The 16,820-nt window shown below is 49.0% G+C and carries 14 protein-coding genes; 3 read left to right on the forward strand and 11 right to left on the reverse strand.

Annotation, left to right across the window (positions count from 1 at the left end; all coding sequences use genetic code 11):
* Positions 1-92 precede the first annotated feature (92 nt).
* From DFR47_RS04445 to DFR47_RS04455, 3 genes are all read right to left on the reverse strand, one after another.
* On the reverse strand, positions 93-578 hold the full coding sequence (locus DFR47_RS04445) for a GlcG/HbpS family heme-binding protein (RefSeq protein WP_113943258.1): 486 nt from the start codon (positions 576-578) through the stop codon (positions 93-95).
* 106 nt (positions 579-684) lie between these two features.
* Entirely contained in the window at positions 685-1,290 is a 606-nt protein-coding gene (locus DFR47_RS04450; RefSeq protein ID WP_113943101.1) for a response regulator transcription factor, read from the reverse strand.
* A 2-nt stretch (positions 1,291-1,292) separates the two neighbouring features.
* A complete protein-coding gene (locus DFR47_RS04455; protein ID WP_113943102.1) occupies positions 1,293-2,861 on the reverse strand; it encodes a sensor histidine kinase in 1,569 nt (522 codons plus the stop codon).
* Positions 2,862-3,023: 162 nt separating this feature from the next.
* Here DFR47_RS04455 and DFR47_RS04460 point away from each other — a divergent pair, with 162 nt between their 5' ends.
* Positions 3,024-3,518, forward strand: coding sequence for a GNAT family N-acetyltransferase (locus tag DFR47_RS04460; protein WP_113943103.1), 495 nt, complete (start codon positions 3,024-3,026; stop codon positions 3,516-3,518).
* 6 nt (positions 3,519-3,524) lie between these two features.
* Here the strand turns inward: DFR47_RS04460 and DFR47_RS04465 are convergent, their stop codons facing one another.
* The gene (locus DFR47_RS04465; RefSeq protein WP_113943104.1) at positions 3,525-3,956 is read right to left on the reverse strand and encodes a GFA family protein; all 432 of its coding nucleotides are present in this window, start codon (positions 3,954-3,956) and stop codon (positions 3,525-3,527) included.
* Between the two features lie 359 nt (positions 3,957-4,315).
* Between DFR47_RS04465 and DFR47_RS04470 the strand changes: the two genes are divergently transcribed.
* Complete coding sequence (locus DFR47_RS04470; RefSeq protein WP_113943105.1) at positions 4,316-5,185, forward strand: NAD(P)-dependent oxidoreductase; 870 nt, start codon at positions 4,316-4,318, stop codon at positions 5,183-5,185.
* Positions 5,186-5,259: 74 nt separating this feature from the next.
* Here DFR47_RS04470 and DFR47_RS04475 read toward each other — a convergent pair whose 3' ends face one another.
* The 7 genes from DFR47_RS04475 to DFR47_RS04505 form a co-directional block, all read right to left on the reverse strand.
* A complete protein-coding gene (locus DFR47_RS04475; protein ID WP_113943106.1) occupies positions 5,260-6,513 on the reverse strand; it encodes an OmpP1/FadL family transporter in 1,254 nt (417 codons plus the stop codon).
* A 577-nt stretch (positions 6,514-7,090) separates the two neighbouring features.
* Positions 7,091-9,823 (reverse strand): valine--tRNA ligase, encoded by a 2,733-nt coding sequence (locus DFR47_RS04480; protein ID WP_113943107.1) that lies wholly within the window; start codon positions 9,821-9,823, stop codon positions 7,091-7,093.
* 423 nt (positions 9,824-10,246) lie between these two features.
* Positions 10,247-11,005 carry a PopZ family protein gene (locus tag DFR47_RS04485; RefSeq protein ID WP_170137437.1) on the reverse strand — a complete coding sequence of 253 codons (759 nt, stop codon included), beginning with the start codon at positions 11,003-11,005 and terminating at the stop codon, positions 10,247-10,249.
* A 231-nt stretch (positions 11,006-11,236) separates the two neighbouring features.
* Complete coding sequence (locus DFR47_RS04490) at positions 11,237-12,190, reverse strand: alpha/beta hydrolase (protein WP_113943109.1); 954 nt, start codon at positions 12,188-12,190, stop codon at positions 11,237-11,239.
* Positions 12,191-12,265: 75 nt separating this feature from the next.
* Positions 12,266-13,630 carry a TolC family outer membrane protein gene (locus DFR47_RS04495; RefSeq protein WP_483470589.1) on the reverse strand — a complete coding sequence of 455 codons (1,365 nt, stop codon included), beginning with the start codon at positions 13,628-13,630 and terminating at the stop codon, positions 12,266-12,268.
* Between the two features lie 309 nt (positions 13,631-13,939).
* Positions 13,940-14,608, reverse strand: coding sequence for a protein-L-isoaspartate O-methyltransferase family protein (locus DFR47_RS04500; RefSeq protein WP_113943111.1), 669 nt, complete (start codon positions 14,606-14,608; stop codon positions 13,940-13,942).
* 304 nt (positions 14,609-14,912) lie between these two features.
* The gene (locus DFR47_RS04505; RefSeq protein WP_113943112.1) at positions 14,913-15,158 is read right to left on the reverse strand and encodes a hypothetical protein; all 246 of its coding nucleotides are present in this window, start codon (positions 15,156-15,158) and stop codon (positions 14,913-14,915) included.
* 286 nt (positions 15,159-15,444) lie between these two features.
* Here DFR47_RS04505 and cml point away from each other — a divergent pair, with 286 nt between their 5' ends.
* Entirely contained in the window at positions 15,445-16,674 is a 1,230-nt protein-coding gene (gene cml, locus DFR47_RS04510; protein WP_113943259.1) for a CmlA/FloR family chloramphenicol efflux MFS transporter, read from the forward strand.
* Positions 16,675-16,820: the final 146 nt, after the last annotated feature.

The following is a 16,820-nucleotide window of genomic DNA, read 5'->3' on the forward strand; positions in this document are numbered from 1 at the left end:
TATTGATAAAAAACGGGACACCACGCTCTCCTTATCGGGATTTCATAATGATTGAACCGCCGTCCTGAAACAACAGAACGGCGGCTGATTTATTATTTAAGCTGGTCTTTGACTTTATCCAGCGCAGCCACGGCACAGGCTTCATCCAGATGGCCACCCGGTGCGCCGCCAACGCCGATTGCACCAATGGTTTCGTCACCAATCTTCACCGGCACACCGCCGCCCAGCACGAGGAAGCCCGGAATATTGGCCAGTTCAGCGGCAGTTGGATTTTTCTGAATATTTTCTGCCATAACACCGGTTGGTGTGCGGGAAGATGCAGAGGTGTAAGCCTTTGCAGTTGCAGCGGCTGGTGTATGCGCGCCGGCATTATCAGCGCGCAGCAATGTGCGCAGCACACCGGCACGGTCAACAACTGCAACGGAAACATTGTAACCCTTTGCAGAGCAGGCAGCGATTGTTTCATTGGCAATGTTTACCGCAAGGTTCAGCGGCATGTTTTTTTCCTGCAAAACCTGCGCAGATGCAGCAGAGGTCAGTACAAGTGCCGCAGCTCCGGCAAACAAAATGCGTTTCATGATCGTCTCCTGATTGTTGATGAAAGCAATCGGCTTTCTGATCATTAATCTAATGAAACCCATGAACATCCGGAATCCGCGATAGTCCTGAACTTTATAGGTAGTATTACGGATGCGCCGTATCATTGCCTGATAATTGCAGCCGTACAAAATCGGCAACCGAGCTGGTTTCCAGTTTTTCAGCTATATTTGCTCGATGTGCATCGATTGTGCGGACAGAAATAGTGAGCGCTGCGGCAATTTCCTTGCTGCCGAAGCCTTTGCATATCAGATCAAAAATCTCCTGCTCACGGTCGGTCAGTTTCGCCAGCAGTTTTTGCGCCTCGGCTTTTTCCAGAATTTTATCCAGCTTTGCAGAGGCCAAGGCCAGCGCATCCAGCAATACTTGCTCATCGACCGGTTTGGAGAGAAAGTCCAGAATACCAGCCTTGAAAGCACGGCGACAAGCATTAATATCACCGTGGCCTGTAATCATGATGGCAGGCCAGTCAATGCCGCGCTCAAGCAGTTTTTGTTGTAATTGCAGCCCGCTGATCATCGGCATACGTAAATCCAGTATCAGACAGCCGGGTTTTTGCGGATCAACATGCGCCAGAAAAGTTGCCGGATCACGAAAATTCTCAACAGACATGCCATAGGTCTGTAAAAGCAAGGACAGCGCATCCCTCACCGCTTCATCATCATCAATCAGATAGATATTGAGGTTTTTCATAATCAGACCTTTATTGATGATGCGTCTGCTACAGGCAGCGTAATCGTGAACTCAGCACCGCCCTCAGGTCGGTTTGCGGCAGTGATTTCCCCGTCAATTCGTTCAATCAGTGTTGCACAAAGCGCAAGCCCCAGCCCCATACCGCCATTGCGCGTTGTGAAAAACGGCTCAAACAAACGTGGCAGTACATCGTCGGCAATGCCACTGCCATTATCGGACACAGTGATCACAAGCTGCCCTTGCCCGCTGCGGGCAGTAACAGAGATCTGCTTGTCCGTTTTCTCTGTTTGAACGAGACTATCAGCGGCATTGCGGATGAGATTATAGAGAACCTGCTCCATCTCCACAGCGTCGCCCATAATCGCGGGCGTGTTTTTCTCTGTTTGAATTAGCAATGTTATATTGCGTTGCGTGAGGTCGGTACGCAGTAATTCGCTCACATCGCGAATGCTCTGACTGATATCCATCTGTTTGCGCTGCGGTTCATGATTGCTCATATAGTTACGCATACGCTTTAAAATTTCACCGGCACGTGATGCCTCGCGCACATTGGCCGTCAAAGCTTGTTTCAACAGGTCAGGTCGCTCGCCGGAAGCCTCAAGGCGCAGTGCTGCCTGACTTTGACTAAGCAATGCGGTGAGCGGTTGTGTGAGCTCATGGGCAATCCCAGATGCTAACTCCCCCATGGAATTCACCCTCGCCGCATGGGCAAGGCGTGTTTCATGTTCCAGTAATTGTGCTTTTTGCTCAGCCTTTTTAGCAGCGCGCACAGACTGCCATAGTGAATAGGATATCAGCAGTACCAATAGCGAGAAAGCTGCCAGCACACCTACGCGAAACGAGTCAATAACTTCAGACAGCGCTATCGGACGGCTTAATGTCAGAATGATCGGTTGGTTCTGACTGTCAATCTGCTGAGAAAACACTGGCGGCTGGAAAAATGATGAAGAGACCGGCGAGTCAGAATGCTGCTGGAGAATAGTCTTGCCATCAATGGAAAGGCTAAGGTCTGCCCAGTCAGGGCGCTCATTGGGTTCGATCATCAGAGCCGGATTAATAGCCATAACAATGGCATAACCTGGATTGGAATTGTCTGACTTCTTACCGAGATAATAGCGGTCGGCAACTTTGTCAGAAATATAAGTGCGTACCTCACCCGGTTTCTGCACGGCGATTGACGCGGCAAAATCATCAGCGACAGTGCCATGCTCGCTCTCATCAACCATCAAAAACGGTTGCGCACTCACTGTTGTGCCCTCTCGGGTCAAAAGCAGCACATCTATAATGCTGATGCGCGGGTAAAACCGGATAATATTGCGCGACACTTGACGCAGCGCATCGACAGGCGGTGGATTGGCCGAGAGGATAAGAGCATTCAGACTGGTCAGATGCGCATCATGTTGTGCTGCCCGCTGCGAAAGCACGCGATGCAATGCCATACCCGTCTGCTTCACCTCATCACGCGCCTGATTAATGCTCTGGCGGGCTGAATAAGCCACAAACAACAGCACAATCAGCAACCAGATGGCTGCGATAATCAGATAGGTTTGCCAAGCCCGCTTTCCCGTCAAACTGTACTCCTGCTTTTAAAGCCAATAATTCAACGATTAATCGCTGGCATAATATTTATGCAGACGCAATGCTACTGTAATAAAATGCAATTTTCTCTCAATGTAGGGATTGAGTTTCCGGCGTCTTCTGCGGCATAAAATAAAGCCAATACGGAGAGTAAAATGATAAATTTACAACCGGTTAGCAGAAAAGACGCTCCGGAACTGATAGCAGGAAATATTGCCAGCCGCGACCATCATCATCCGTGGATGCGCAATTTCACTGATCAGGTCGGGTTTGAAGAATGGTTTTGCAATTTACAGAGCAGCGCGTCACTGGCGCTGATCGCACGTGAACCGGAGAGCAGCAGTATTATTGGTGTTTTTACCTTCAGCCAGATTTTTATGAAGGCTTTCCGCAGTGCCTATCTCGGTTATTACAGCATGGTGGAACTGGCGGGGCGTGGGTTGATGACTGAGGCTCTGAAGCAAACTGTTGCTTATGGTTTTGAAGAAATCGGGCTGCATCGCATTGAGGCCAATATCCAGCCGGATAATCAGCGTTCAATTGCACTTGTTCAGCGCGCGGGTTTTCATAAAGAGGGTTTTTCCCCGCGCTATCTGTTTATTAACGGCGACTGGCGCGACCATGAACGCTGGGCGATCATCAGTCATTGATTTACATTACTCGCAGCGGATATATTTCAATATCCCGACATAAGACGGCCGGTTTGGCGATTTATCATCTGCCGGATGATTAACGCCGTCATTAACAATCACTTCGTCAAAATCAAACGGGCTGACACCTTCGAGACAAGCGGCATTAATGCCATATTGCTGAGGGTTGGAGCGGCGCTGATGATGCGTATAAATCCCGCAAACAGAGCAGAAATAGTGTTTCGCAGCCTTGGTGTTGAACTGGTAGAGTGTCAGAGCCTCCTCACCGCTGGTAATTTCCAAACCACCAACCTGAGCAGAAACTGCAACAGCTCCACGCATCCGGCAATAAGAACAGGTGCAACGGCGCGCTGTATTGAGCCCGTCAGATAACTTCACCCGAAACTGCACTGTTCCGCAATGGCAAGCACCATTTACCGCTTCATCACTCTGATTCATAACTCTGTTCTCCTGTTCATGCTCCGCAAAAACTACTGCAAAAACCCAATGTGATCCATAGTTTCAGTACACAGTTACGGGATTGAATTCTCACTATTACAGGAGGCAAAGCCTCTGTCTGCGGTAGCACCACCACGGTCTATCTGTTTGCAATATCAATGAAACAGCCTGGAGCGCTTTACGTTCAGATTAGATCATGGCGCTCGCTCTGGTTTGTTTAGTTTGTCGCATAATTACGAGGCCAAGTTGATCTGACTTGACTGAAAAATGCTCCGGCGCTCTCTGTTGCTAAAACCGACATTCTTCCTTACGAATACCATAACAAAACGTCTTCTGCAGAATGATGGAATGGGAGAGAAATGGCTAAAGTTGCATTTATTGGCCTCGGCGTAATGGGCTATCCGATGGCGGGACACCTTAAAACCCGTGGTGAGCATGAGGTTACAGTTTATAATCGCACAATTGCTAAAGCACAGGCCTGGGCGCAGGAGTTTAAAGGCAGCTTTGCGGCAACGCCTGCTGAAGCTGCTCAGGGGCAGGATTACGTTTTCTGCTGTGTCGGCAATGATGATGATCTGCGTGAGGTAACACTTGGCAAAAATGGTGCATTCCACACCATGAACAAAGATGCGGTATTCATTGATAATACAACAGCATCCGCTGAAGTTGCCCGTGAGCTTGATAAAGAAGCCCGCAAGCGCGGTTTCCATTTCATCGATGCGCCGGTTTCCGGTGGTCAGGCCGGTGCTGTAAATGGTGTTCTCACTGTGATGTGCGGTGCCGATGAAGCTGCATTCGACAAAGCCAAACCAGTCATTAGTGCCTATGCCCGTTCAGTCGGACTGATGGGGGCTGTCGGCAATGGCCAGCTTGCCAAGATGATGAACCAGATTTGTATTGCCGGTATTGTGCAGGGGCTGGCAGAAGCCATTCATTTCGGCAAATGCGCTGGTCTTGATATTCAGACGGTTATTGATGTGCTTTCCAAAGGCGCTGCCGGTTCATGGCAGATGGAAAACCGTACGCCAACAATGATCCAAGGCGAATATGAGTTCGGTTTTGCAGCAGACTGGATGCGCAAAGATCTGAAAATCTGCCTAGAAGAAGCCGATCGCAATGGAGCAACACTGGCTCTGACTGCTCTGGTCGATCAATATTATAAAGATGTCCAGAAGCTTGGCGGCGGCCGCTGGGATACATCGTCCCTGCTCGCTCGTCTGGAAAAATAAGCCGCTAAAATATTCATATAAAAGGCGCTGTGATCACCACAATCACAGCGCCTTTTGTTTATCTGACAATCAGATCAGAAACGGTATTTTGCCGAAAGCGTCATACCGCCAACAACGTCTGTGCCAAAGTCAGCTTTGGAACCAAACTGGCTTCCGCCATTCTTGGCTGCAAGTGTATTGTCCAAAGTACCGGAAGTGAGGATACCAACAGCACCGGCAAGACGGAACTCAAGATGTTCGGTTGCCTTATAATTTGCCCCCAGCCCCAGCAACCAGACATCTGTCTGTGAAGTAAGGCCTGTGGTTGTACCACGATCCCACGTAAGAGTTGCAGCACCGGACCACTTGTCATTAAACTTGTGCCCGACACCACCCATGAGTGTCCAGCCATCTTTGTAATAGAGGTCCAGGGAGGTAACTTCAGAACCGACAGGAATTCGGCCTAAGAATGGCTGAGAGCCATCATTCAGAAAGCTAACAGCGGTAATGCTTTTCCAATCTGTCCATTTGATCGAAGCCAGTGCTAACCAATCCGGCGCAATACCTGTCTGGAATTTGAACTCAACCGATTGCGGTGTGGCAACACTGCCGATAACTGGTGTCGTAAAGCTGAGTGGCGCACCAGCCACATCAATATCGACATTACCTTCAAGTTTATAATTCACTTTGGATTGATAAACGAGGCTGGCACGTAAAGCGATTTCAGGAATTTCATAAGCAGCACCTAAGCGCCAGCCAAATGCTGAATCGTCAACATCAAGGCGGCTATTGCCATATGCCAAACCCGTAGGAAGCGGTAATGGCGATATTTTAGTCTGCTCACCCTTCAACTGCTGATAGCTCACGCCACCGAGAATCCGGAAAAAGCTTTTGTCACCTGCCGCAAAACGATAAGAGCAGTTTAAACCATAATCATTGGATGAGATTTTTTGCTTAATAGCGCCAAACATACGGGCATTATTAATACCGGAATCTGTATCAATACCCCATGGCTGACGATATTGTGCAGCACAGGCGAGATCATCAGTTAACTGGAATTTTGCAGAAACCTTTGGCACCCAATAGGATTTACCTTCATCCACTTCAGTATCAAAAGGTTTACCAAAATTCTGATCCGGTACCGGATTTACTGGAAAAGGATTACCACGAATATTCTTTAGTTTACGCTGCGGTGTAACAAATGTTGCGCCGGTTTCGACCACGTTACCGTCATCAAACAGAATATCGAAATCCTGCGAACTGCGCTCCAAACCGCCGGCATGTGCAGTCAATATCCCTCCCGATAATGCCAGCGTTACAGCAGAAACTTTAAATGCAGTTTTAAGCATAGTGTCCCTCAATTTTTATACTTAATTTTGACGTGAGCGTAACATGCCGAATAGGTTCTGCAAGGCCAAGAAACAGCTAGCGAACTGACGGTTCGTTTTCGCTTTCCCCAAAAAGCGAAAATTGGGCTGCTTTACGAAGATTTTTTATGATTTATCGCGCAAACCACCCTTTGAAATGCCAATTTTTGCAGGTTTCTCTTTGCCAAATGCGCTCTGTGTTAAAAATATCACGCAAAAAAGACAATCGCTTATTATTGTCCTGAAATCATAATATTCGACCACAAACACAGATATCGGGCTTTGCATTAACCTGATTTTGTCATGTTTCTCGCCAAAGAAATTACAGATAATTTGGTCTGAAAGCTACAGTATTTTTAAATTAATATAAAAAATTCATATAGTTAGAGACTTGAAAAATATCATACAGAATCAATGAGATTACAGGTTTAGCGGTTTCATGCGGATTGCAGCCGAAATCTGACCGGAATTCGTTTCAAATACAGGATAAAATAATTCCGCCCTCAAACCTGTCTGGCTCAAGGGCGGAACAATGATTCAGCGAAGTGAGAGAACTTGCTTATTCAGCATCTTTCAGACGCTGCTGCGCGACAGCAATCTTGCTCTGTGCTTCCTGCAATTCCGCAAAACGGGCACGATCAGCTTCCACCACTTCCGGCTTGGCATTGGCAACAAATTTCTCGTTTGAGAGTTTCTTGTCGATCTTTTCCATTTCCGCTGCCAGCTTGCCGTTTTCTTTCTCAAGGCGCGCCATTTCCGCACCAAGATCAATCAGGCTGCCGAGCGGCATGCAATAGGTTGCCTCGCCCACAACCAGCTGTGCAGAGCCTTTTGGCGCAGCATCAGACAGGCTGATATCAGCAACACGCGACAGACGTTTGATCGCCGCATCATGATGTGCCAGACGCTCTTTGGTCAGGTCGTTGGCTTCCAGAACCGCAAGCGGTGCCTGAGCTGACGGCGGCACATTCATTTCTGAACGAACCGAACGGATACCACTTACCAGCTCAATCAACCAGTTGATATCATCCGCTGCCGATGAATCTTCAAAGCTCAATTCCGGCCATGGTGCATGCGCGAGCAGTGTATCACGGCTCTGGCCTTCACCGGCTGTCAGGCCCCACAGTTCTTCCGTCATGAACGGCATAAACGGATGCAGCAGCTTGTAGATTTCATCCAGACAATAAGCAGCACAGGCCTGTGCTTCACGCTTTGCATCTTCGTCATCGCCCATAAAAATCGGCTTGAGAAGTTCCAGATACCAGTCACAGAACTGGTTCCAGACAAAGCGATAGGCTGATCCTGCCGCATCATTGAAGCGGTAAGTTGTGATGCCTTCGGTAACTGCTTTCGTTGCCCGTGTCAGTTCGGTCAAAATCCAGCGATTAACGGCCAGCTTTGCATCTTCCGGCTTGAAATCCGGCTGACGGCTCACGCCGTTCATCTGCGCAAAACGTGTCGCATTCCACAACTTGGTACCGAAATTGCGGTAACCGGCGATACGTGCCGGATCAAGCTTCACGTCACGCCCTTGGGCTGCCATGATTGCCAGCGAGAAACGCAGCGCATCGGCACCATATTCATCAATCAGATCGAGCGGATTGATAACATTGCCTTTGGATTTCGACATTTTCGCACCGTTCTTGTCGCGCACCAGAGCGTGAACATAAACGGTGTGGAACGGCTCTTCTTTCATGAAGTGCAGCCCCATCATCATCATACGGGCAACCCAGAAGAAGATGATGTCAAAACCGGTTACCAGAACGTCCGTCTGATAATAGGTGTCGAGTTCCGGCGTCTTATCCGGCCAGCCAAGGGTCGAGAATGGCCACAGAGCCGACGAGAACCATGTATCCAGAACGTCGCAATCGCGGGTCAGTTCGGTTGGCGCACCATAATGCTTCTCAGCAGCCGCAACAGCTTCTGCTTCCGACTTCTCAACAAAGATCGCACCATCCGGGCCGTACCATGCAGGGATCTGATGTCCCCACCAAAGCTGACGGGAAATACACCAAGGCTGAATGTTTTCCATCCAGTCATAATAGGTTTTTTCCCATGTTTTAGGCACGATTGCCGTGCGGCCTTCACGAACGCTCTCAATCGCAGGCTTGGCCATTTCCGCAGCATTTACATACCACTGGTCAGTCAGCAACGGCTCAATAGGCACGCCGCCACGGTCACCATGTGGAACCATATGTGTGTGATCTTCGATCTTTTCGAGATAGCCGCCCTCATCCATCATCTCAACGATGGCTTTACGCGCCTTGAAGCGGTCTTCATCATGGAAGCGCTCAACCAAAGCATCAAGCTCAGGGGATGCAGTCAGACCTTCAGAAAAATCTTCATTATCTTTCAGAAGAATTTTAGCTTCCGGCGACATGATGTTGATTTTACGAAGATTATTACGCTTACCAACTTCAAAGTCGTTGAAGTCATGGGCAGGCGTAATCTTTACCGCGCCGGAACCGGATTCCGGATCAGCATAATCATCGCCAACAATCGGCAGCGCACGACCGACAAGCGGCAGAACAGCATTTTTGCCAATACGTGCCTGATAGCGCGGATCTTCCGGATTAACCGCAATACCGCTATCGCCCAGCATGGTTTCAGGGCGCGTTGTCGCAACAACAATATAAGTATCCGGATTTTCGGCATCAAAAGCCACGCCTTCCAGCGGGTAGCGGAAGTGCCAGAGATTGCCTTTGATTTCACGCTGTTCAACTTCCAGATCGGAAATAGCGGTCAGCAATTTCGGATCCCAGTTTACCAGACGCTTGTCTTTGTAAATCAGGCCTTCTTTGTAGAGCGTTACGAAAACTTCGAGAACAGCTTTCGACAAGCCTTCATCCATGGTAAAGCGCTCGCGCGACCAGTCACAGGACGCACCAAGACGACGCAGCTGATTGAAAATCAGACCACCGGATTCTTCTTTCCACTGCCAGATACGCTCAACAAATTTCTCACGCCCCATCGCATGACGGTTCGGCTCCTGCCGTTCCATCAACTGGCGTTCAACAACCATCTGCGTTGCAATACCGGCATGGTCCATACCTGGCTGCCACAGCACATTCTTGCCGCGCATACGCTCAAAGCGCACCATAATGTCCTGAATTGTATTGTTGAGCGCGTGGCCCATATGCAGAGAACCGGTAACATTCGGCGGCGGGATCACCACCGCAAACGGATCCGCACCAGGCTTGGAACCGGCACCGGCTTTAAAAGCCTCGGCCTTTTCCCAAAGTTCAGCAATTTTTGGCTCTGTGGCCGCGGAATCGTAGGTTTTCTCTAACATAAAAACTCTGTCTCTTTATATGAAGGCAGGCAGTATGAAACTTATGTTACGCGCCGCCTCAGGCAGGCATAATCATATATTCATAACGGACAAGACTCTTTGTGCGTTTCAAAGCAAGTTTAAAACAAAGAATCAAGACAGACTGCGTGCCTCACATTGCAAATCACGATATTTCTATAATCTATATAGGGTGACTGTTGCCATAAAAATAGCCCCGACTACAGCGGCAGCGGGGCTATAATTTTCTTTATATTGACCGCAAAGTCACATGACTTACAGCGGTGCCAGTTAAGACTGTATCGTTGGAACCGCTGTAACTATTTATTTTAACGCATTATCCGACACATCGTAGCAGGAAAAGAAATCAGTCCGGCGAACTGATTTCCCTGCGGACGCGCTTCGCACTTTTGGCTCGCAAATGCTCTAACCGCGACGAACAACCCGTTCGATTTCTTCACGGACAAGACGCTCGACAAGCGGCGGCAAATTGGTATCCAGCCATTCCTGCAGCATCGGACGCAACATTGCTTCCATTTTGTCATTCAGCAGGCGCTTCTGCTCTTCGAGCAGAGCCTGACTAAGACTGCCGAAAGATGCGGCAACCTGCTTTTCAGCAGCCTGCGAGATCAGCGGCTTTTCTTCAGTCGCGGCAGAAAAACTATGTGTTGCAGTTTCAGTTGCACTCTCTGTCACCGGTGCGGCCTCTTCTTTTGCAGTTGGCTGGGGCATGGAAACAACCCGCTTTTCAGCCACCTGCATAAGCAGCGCCTCGGACATTTTTATGGCATCGCTTTTTGGCTGCTCTGCAACCGCTACAACGACCGGCGGCACAGGCGGATTAACTGTTGCAATCCGCACATGCGCAACATTACGCTCATGCTGTTCAGCGCGTGTCGCTTCAGATGTCTGCTGCTCGCTGATGCTACCGCGCAAAACGGCATCCAGTGAGAAAGTCGGCGCAGAAGCACGCGCTTCAGTCTGGATGGTTTCAACCGCAACAGGACGCGGAAACTGGGTAACCTCACCGCGACGGTCTTCAGCGGCTGGTTCCGGTGCTTTCGGGGTGGCAGTCAGCTCAGCTGTTGCCTGCTTGGTAACATCGCTGTCTTCAATAATTCTGCGGATGGAAGCCAGAATTTCTTCCATGGACGGTTCACGTGTTGCGCTGGAAGTCTGTGCCATATCGTGCAGCATCCTTTGTCTGGCGCATATTCCGGAAAAGTCTCAGCAACGATTGCTGCACTTCAACGGCTATGCGTAAAAATTCTTCAATTTCAAAATTCAACGAATCTTACGTCTAAACTACAGAAGCATTCGTGATTTGAGAATCCCTGCAGAGGCCTCCCCAGCGTAAAACACAGATTTCTTAAGTGTTTTTTAACCGTTCTTTCGACGGAGAGTTTCCCGCTAATGCTACTCTTGTATGAAACTCACCAATGCGGGAAGCAATTCCGGTGCAAGTTTCAGATGAGGATTGCTATAGCTGGCAAGGTTTTTGACACGGTCTGTATCTAACGGCTTGAGTATGTGGTTCATATTTTCGATATGCACCCATCGGCCTTTTCCGACAGCGTCCAGTTTTTTGGCTTCAACTATCGGCACCTGTATATCCTGCCCGCCAGATACAATCAGCACCGGAACAGTGACATGCGCCAACTCCTTTGCCGGATCCAATGCAAACCATGAAATAACATAATCTTGTACTGAAGGTCTGAACAACGCATTCAACTCGTGCGGCACAGTATCAACTCTCTGCCCGTTCTGCAGGTCCAGCAAAATTGTCAGTGCCCTTTGCAACATATCATGGGGCAGTTGCGCAGCGATAAGCTGTGTCTTTAATATTTCTGCGGCTGGTGAGCCCGCAGCAGTCAATAAAATAATGCTTTTAAGTTTCTCCTTCTTTTGTTGCTGGATTTTTTGCGCTGCCAGAGTTGCAACTAAAGCCCCTTCACTATGCCCCAACAAGAGGATGTCGGAAAACCTCTCATCCTTCTCAAGCAGCTCATACCAATCCAGCATATCATTGACATTATTGGAAAAGCGCAAATCCCTTTCAGGGACAATCGAAGATGCACTGCCTGCAACACCACGCTTGTCATAACGCAAGCTGGCAATTCCGTTATCTACCAGTGCTTCAGCTAAATATTTCAAGCTGTTATTCTTGAGATTAGCAACATTCCCATCACGATCGACAGCACCCGAGCCTGCTACTATCAGAACAACCTTCATCTTTGAATTTTTTTCATGATGAACGGGCAGTAATAGCGTGCCTGATAAGCCAGAAGACGATGTTATGTATTCTGCGGCCTGAGCAGGCAGGCCTACAATACACAGCCAAAGAGGAATGAGTAATTTCAACATCATCATTATCTCGCTCTAACAGGTATTATAAAAAAAGCGGCGCATTGAGCGCCGCTTTTTTAAAACATATAAATCGGTCGATTAACGGCCATCCGGCGTACGCAGACCAATCCATTTATCTTTCACAGCATCATAATGCTGTTCAGGCTTATATTCTGCAACCTGCAAACCGATCTGGGTAGCGGTCAGACGACCAACCGCCGAGAGAACAGCATAGCTCGCCACAACAACATCACGCTCAGCCTGAACTTGCTGAATCTGAATATCAACCAGATCATTCTGCGCGTTCAAAACGTCGAGTGTGGTACGTTGACCAACATTGCGTTCTTCAACCACGCCTTCCAATGCAAGACGTGCTGCGGAGATACCGTCCTGATAAGCGGAAAGCGAAGCTCTAGCAGATTCAAGTTGCGACCATGAAGACGCAACAGCTGCGCGAACCTGATCCTGAACCACATCAATTTCAATACGCGCCTGACCGAGCTGTTCCTTGGATTTGCGAACAGTTGCCGAGTTCTTACCGCCGGAATAGATCGGAACAGTCACACCAACACCAATCGATGCGGAATTACCGTTACCCGCCATAGGCAGACCGGAGTAAACGCTGGAATGCGAAGCAGATGCTGTGAGACCAACTGTTGGCAGCAATGCCCCTTCTTTGGCTTTCACATTATGACCGGCAGCATCCATCGCAAATTGAGTTGCTTTGATGCCCGGATGACCGGATTCAGCAACAGCATAGGCCTGAGCAATGCTCTTTGGCAGGGATCTGCCGGCAGGCTTTGCTGCTTGAAGCTTATCCGGTGTTGCACCGGTGACCTGACGATAAACAGCTTCAGCTGATTTTACATTAGCCAGAGCTGCATTGAGCTGCGCAATAGCAGATGAACGCTGGGCATCAGCCTGAGCTACGTCTGTACGTGTACCTTCACCAACATCAAGACGAGCTTTTGCAGAACGAACCTGCTCATTCATTGCAGCCAGATTTTTCTGGCGCAGTGAAGCAATCTGGCGGTTCTGATACACATCCATATAGGCTTGTACGGCTTCGAACAGACGGTTCTGCTCTTCATTGCGAAGTCTTTCGCGTTGAGCAAATACGGTGCTTTCGGCCGTCGCCACATTGTTTTTTGTTTGGAAACCATCAAACAGCGTCTGGTTCAGCTGGATGCCGACTTCGCCTGTGGTTGAGTACTGGTCTGTCACGCCGTTGCGGCTGCGACCGTATTTATAAGTACCGTTCAAAGTCGGACGGTAGCCGGATTTGGCAATCGCCACATCTTCATCAACGGCGCGAAGACCCGCGCGGGATGAATTGAGTGACGCATTATTGTGATACGCTTTTTGCATAGCACCAAACAGCGTTTCCGCCATGACAGGTGCCGGTGCGAGTACCGTGCTCGCTAAGAGTGCAACAGCTAAAACCTGTTTGCTGAAATTGACCACGGTTTACCCCATACAATTCGAATCAAAATTCCCAAACTCATTCGGGTATTTGCTAATAACGGGTAAAAATCGGATTTTCCACCCGTCAGGCTAACTCATTAATAAACAAATTGTTATTGTTGCCAAAACAACAATTAGCGATCTGCCCTATTTTGCACAATTTTACGCTTTGCGAGCCGTTTAAAGTGCTTTCAGCAAACGAAACATATCAGTTTATCCGGAGATTTTAAGCTCAAATATCCGTCATAAACAAAAAGCCTGCCGGATTATGATCCGGCAGGCCTGTTTTATCAATCGTATGTGTGCTGATCAGAACACAAATTCTGCCGAGCGGCTGAAGCCTGGAAGCAATTTCACTGCCGCGTTAAAAACACCGCGACGGGAAACAATACCGTCTTCTTTAACATAAATATGAGCGACGCCCATATTGCCCTGCCCTTCGATCGCAACCAGACGGCCGCCGTCTCTGAGCTGAGCCTGAAGTGCTTCCGGAACGAAATCCACAGCGCCTTCGATGATGATCACATCAAACGGAGCTTCCTTGGCGTAACCGGCGGTCAGTTCACCGCTGACGACAACAACATTGTCACAGCCGAGCGTCTGAAGTTTTTCAGTCGCGGCCGCTACAAAGTCAGGATTGCTTTCAAGAGCAATCACTGAGCTTGCCAGCTGAGACAAAACCGCTGCGAGATAGCCGGTACCGCAACCGATATCCAGAACCACATCCTGCTTCTTTACCAGAGCAAGCTGCACCAGACGGGCTGCCGGTGACGGCTCCATCAGATAGCGCACGCCTTCAGCTGTTTCTGCCAGAACCTGATCTTCATCAATATAAGCCAGTTCGCGGCGCTGCGCAGGTACAAATTCTTCACGCGGAACTGCCAGAAAAGCATCCAGAACAGCAAGATCCGTCACATCCGTTGTGCGGATCTGCGTATCAACCATATTAACACGAAGCTCGCGGAAATCGGCTGTCATAGCCCTAAACCTTTCCTGTGCATCTGATGCACGTCATAATCTCAAACTCACATCGCAGCATTTGCCTGACAGGACTTACAACAGCGCCGCAACATTCTGCAATAAACACAGAGGCATTATACAGGGATCATCCTGTGCTTCCATGAAAATCATTTGCGCTGATTTGGCAAAAATACACCGTCCAGTCAATCAAAGACCGACATTCTTCCCGCGATCATAGTGCCGCATGGCCGATAAACCACTCACATTTGTGTTTATCTGCGGGTTTTCGTAGAGCTACACCTCTGTGCACCAGATAGTGTGATCAGTCCTGCAGCGAAATCACAACTGTCTTGTTCCGGTGCTTTTCACGCACATCCAAAACCGTCTGATAAGGCTGATTTGTAACGCTTGCAGCACTGAGCGTCCTGAGGTCAAGGCCTTTAATTTTCAGTTGCGCGAGCGCTGCATCCGGCAAAATGCGTGCAGCAATCCGCACCAGTGAGAGCGGAACATTCACTCTCTTCTCGAACTGTCCATCACTATATTTCTCAACAACCAGCTTAGCCATATTCAGCTCCTCAGATACCTCAGCAATATTTTATATGCACGCGGTTGTTACGGCAAACTGAAATCAGCATCCGCGCAAAGCAAAAACAGGACTTTGACAATAACCCGACAAATGACCTAAAGAATGCGCATTATGAGCAAAGTCGAATCCGCAACCCGTCAGCCGTAAATTTTATCATCTGAAGTAAATTTACGGCGTAACATTCAGAACCATGCTCCGCCGGATGCTTTAAGCACTGTTGCGGATGATGTTCTGTATGCATGCCACATTCATGTGGATTCAACTCATGTCTTCTTTAAAAAACAGGTCTTTGCAACCCGCAGAGGGAAATCTGCCGGTGCAATGGCACTTTACACTTGGTGCAGCGCTTTTTCTGATGGCGCCTTTTGATCTTCTGGCCTCCATGGGGATGGATATTTATCTGCCCGTGGTTCCGCATATGACAGAAGCCTTGCAAACCAATCCGGCAGTGGTGCAGCTGACCCTCAGCCTCTATATGACTTTACTGGGAACCGGTCAGCTCATTTTCGGCCCCCTGTCTGACAAGGTCGGACGCAGACCGGTTCTGCTTGGCGGCGCATTTCTATTCAGCGCGGCATCAGCGGGTCTGGCACTCACCGGCTCTGCCAATCTGTTTCTGGTTTTACGGCTGTTACAGGCAGCCGGTGCTGCGGCCATGCTGGTGGCAACCTTTGCCACGGTGCGGGATGTTTATGCCGAACGTCCGGAAAGTGCTGTGATCTACAGTTTGTTTGGTTCCATGCTGGCTTTTGTACCGGCATTGGCACCGCTGCTTGGTTCCTTGCTGGATATTCAATTCGGCTGGCGCAGTATTTTCTGGCTGCTGGCTGCATGCGGTGCTTTAGCTTGTATTCATGCCGCAATACGCTGGCCTGAAACACGCCCGATCAGGCATCATGATGGCGAGCCGAAACCATGGAGAAAATTGCAGTCTATTCTGACAAACCGGCCATTCTGGACCTATACCACCGGTTTCAGTACAGCTATGGGCGCATTCTTCGTCTATTTCTCAACATCACCTCGCCTGCTAATGGATAAGCTCGGCCTGTCTTCCGTTACATTCAGTCTGTGTTTTGCAAGTGTTGCGATTGTCATGGTGATCTTCGCCCGCTTTGCAGGCAATTACACCAAATGGTGGGGGCTGCGCGGCACTTTAAGGCGTGGTGTCTTGTTGATTATGACTGGTGGTATCCTGCTGTTCTTTGCAGGCTGGATCGCAGAACTGAACCTCATCGTTTTCATATTGATTATGTGGCTTGTTGCCGCCGGTATTGCACTCACCTGTTCAGTCACAGCCAATGGCGCACTCAAAGCCTTTGGCGCTTATGCCGGTATGGCCACAGCAATCTATTATTGCATTGAAAGTCTGGTGGTCAGTATTGGCGGAACCATTGCGGTTCTGCTTCTCGGCGGTGATACGGTGCTGCCGTTAGTAGCCTATTGCATAATCTCAGCATTACTCACCTTAGCGCTGACACTAGGACAGAAGGACTAGAGCATAATTCCTTAAACTTAGATCAGTTTGAAGTGAAATTATGCTCTCATTTTAAAGTGTTAGAGCGACCTTTGTGTGCCAAGTCTGGCACACGGCGCTCTAATATCACGCGGCACCGGTACACAGCAGTTTTACCGGTGTCGCAT

The organism is Pseudochrobactrum asaccharolyticum, from assembly GCF_003314995.1.
In the GTDB taxonomy this organism is placed as follows: Bacteria; Pseudomonadota; Alphaproteobacteria; order Rhizobiales; family Rhizobiaceae; genus Pseudochrobactrum; species Pseudochrobactrum asaccharolyticum.

Excerpts from the sequence above, each read along its gene's own strand:
- DFR47_RS04500 (WP_113943111.1), bottom strand. The coding sequence starts at position 14,608 with ATGACAGCCGATTTCCGCGAGCTTCGTGTTAATATGGTTGATACGCAG.
- DFR47_RS04505 (WP_113943112.1), bottom strand. The coding sequence starts at position 15,158 with ATGGCTAAGCTGGTTGTTGAGAAATATAGTGATGGACAGTTCGAGAAG.
- DFR47_RS04450 (WP_113943101.1), bottom strand. The coding sequence starts at position 1,290 with ATGAAAAACCTCAATATCTATCTGATTGATGATGATGAAGCGGTGAGG.
- DFR47_RS04480 (WP_113943107.1), bottom strand. The coding sequence starts at position 9,823 with ATGTTAGAGAAAACCTACGATTCCGCGGCCACAGAGCCAAAAATTGCT.
- DFR47_RS04470 (WP_113943105.1), top strand. The coding sequence starts at position 4,316 with ATGGCTAAAGTTGCATTTATTGGCCTCGGCGTAATGGGCTATCCGATG.
- DFR47_RS04490 (WP_113943109.1), bottom strand. The coding sequence starts at position 12,190 with ATGATGATGTTGAAATTACTCATTCCTCTTTGGCTGTGTATTGTAGGC.
- DFR47_RS04465 (WP_113943104.1), bottom strand. The coding sequence starts at position 3,956 with ATGAATCAGAGTGATGAAGCGGTAAATGGTGCTTGCCATTGCGGAACA.
- DFR47_RS04445 (WP_113943258.1), bottom strand. The coding sequence starts at position 578 with ATGAAACGCATTTTGTTTGCCGGAGCTGCGGCACTTGTACTGACCTCT.
- DFR47_RS04485 (WP_170137437.1), bottom strand. The coding sequence starts at position 11,005 with ATGGCACAGACTTCCAGCGCAACACGTGAACCGTCCATGGAAGAAATT.
- DFR47_RS04460 (WP_113943103.1), top strand. The coding sequence starts at position 3,024 with ATGATAAATTTACAACCGGTTAGCAGAAAAGACGCTCCGGAACTGATA.
- cml (WP_113943259.1), top strand. The coding sequence starts at position 15,445 with ATGTCTTCTTTAAAAAACAGGTCTTTGCAACCCGCAGAGGGAAATCTG.
- DFR47_RS04475 (WP_113943106.1), bottom strand. The coding sequence starts at position 6,513 with ATGCTTAAAACTGCATTTAAAGTTTCTGCTGTAACGCTGGCATTATCG.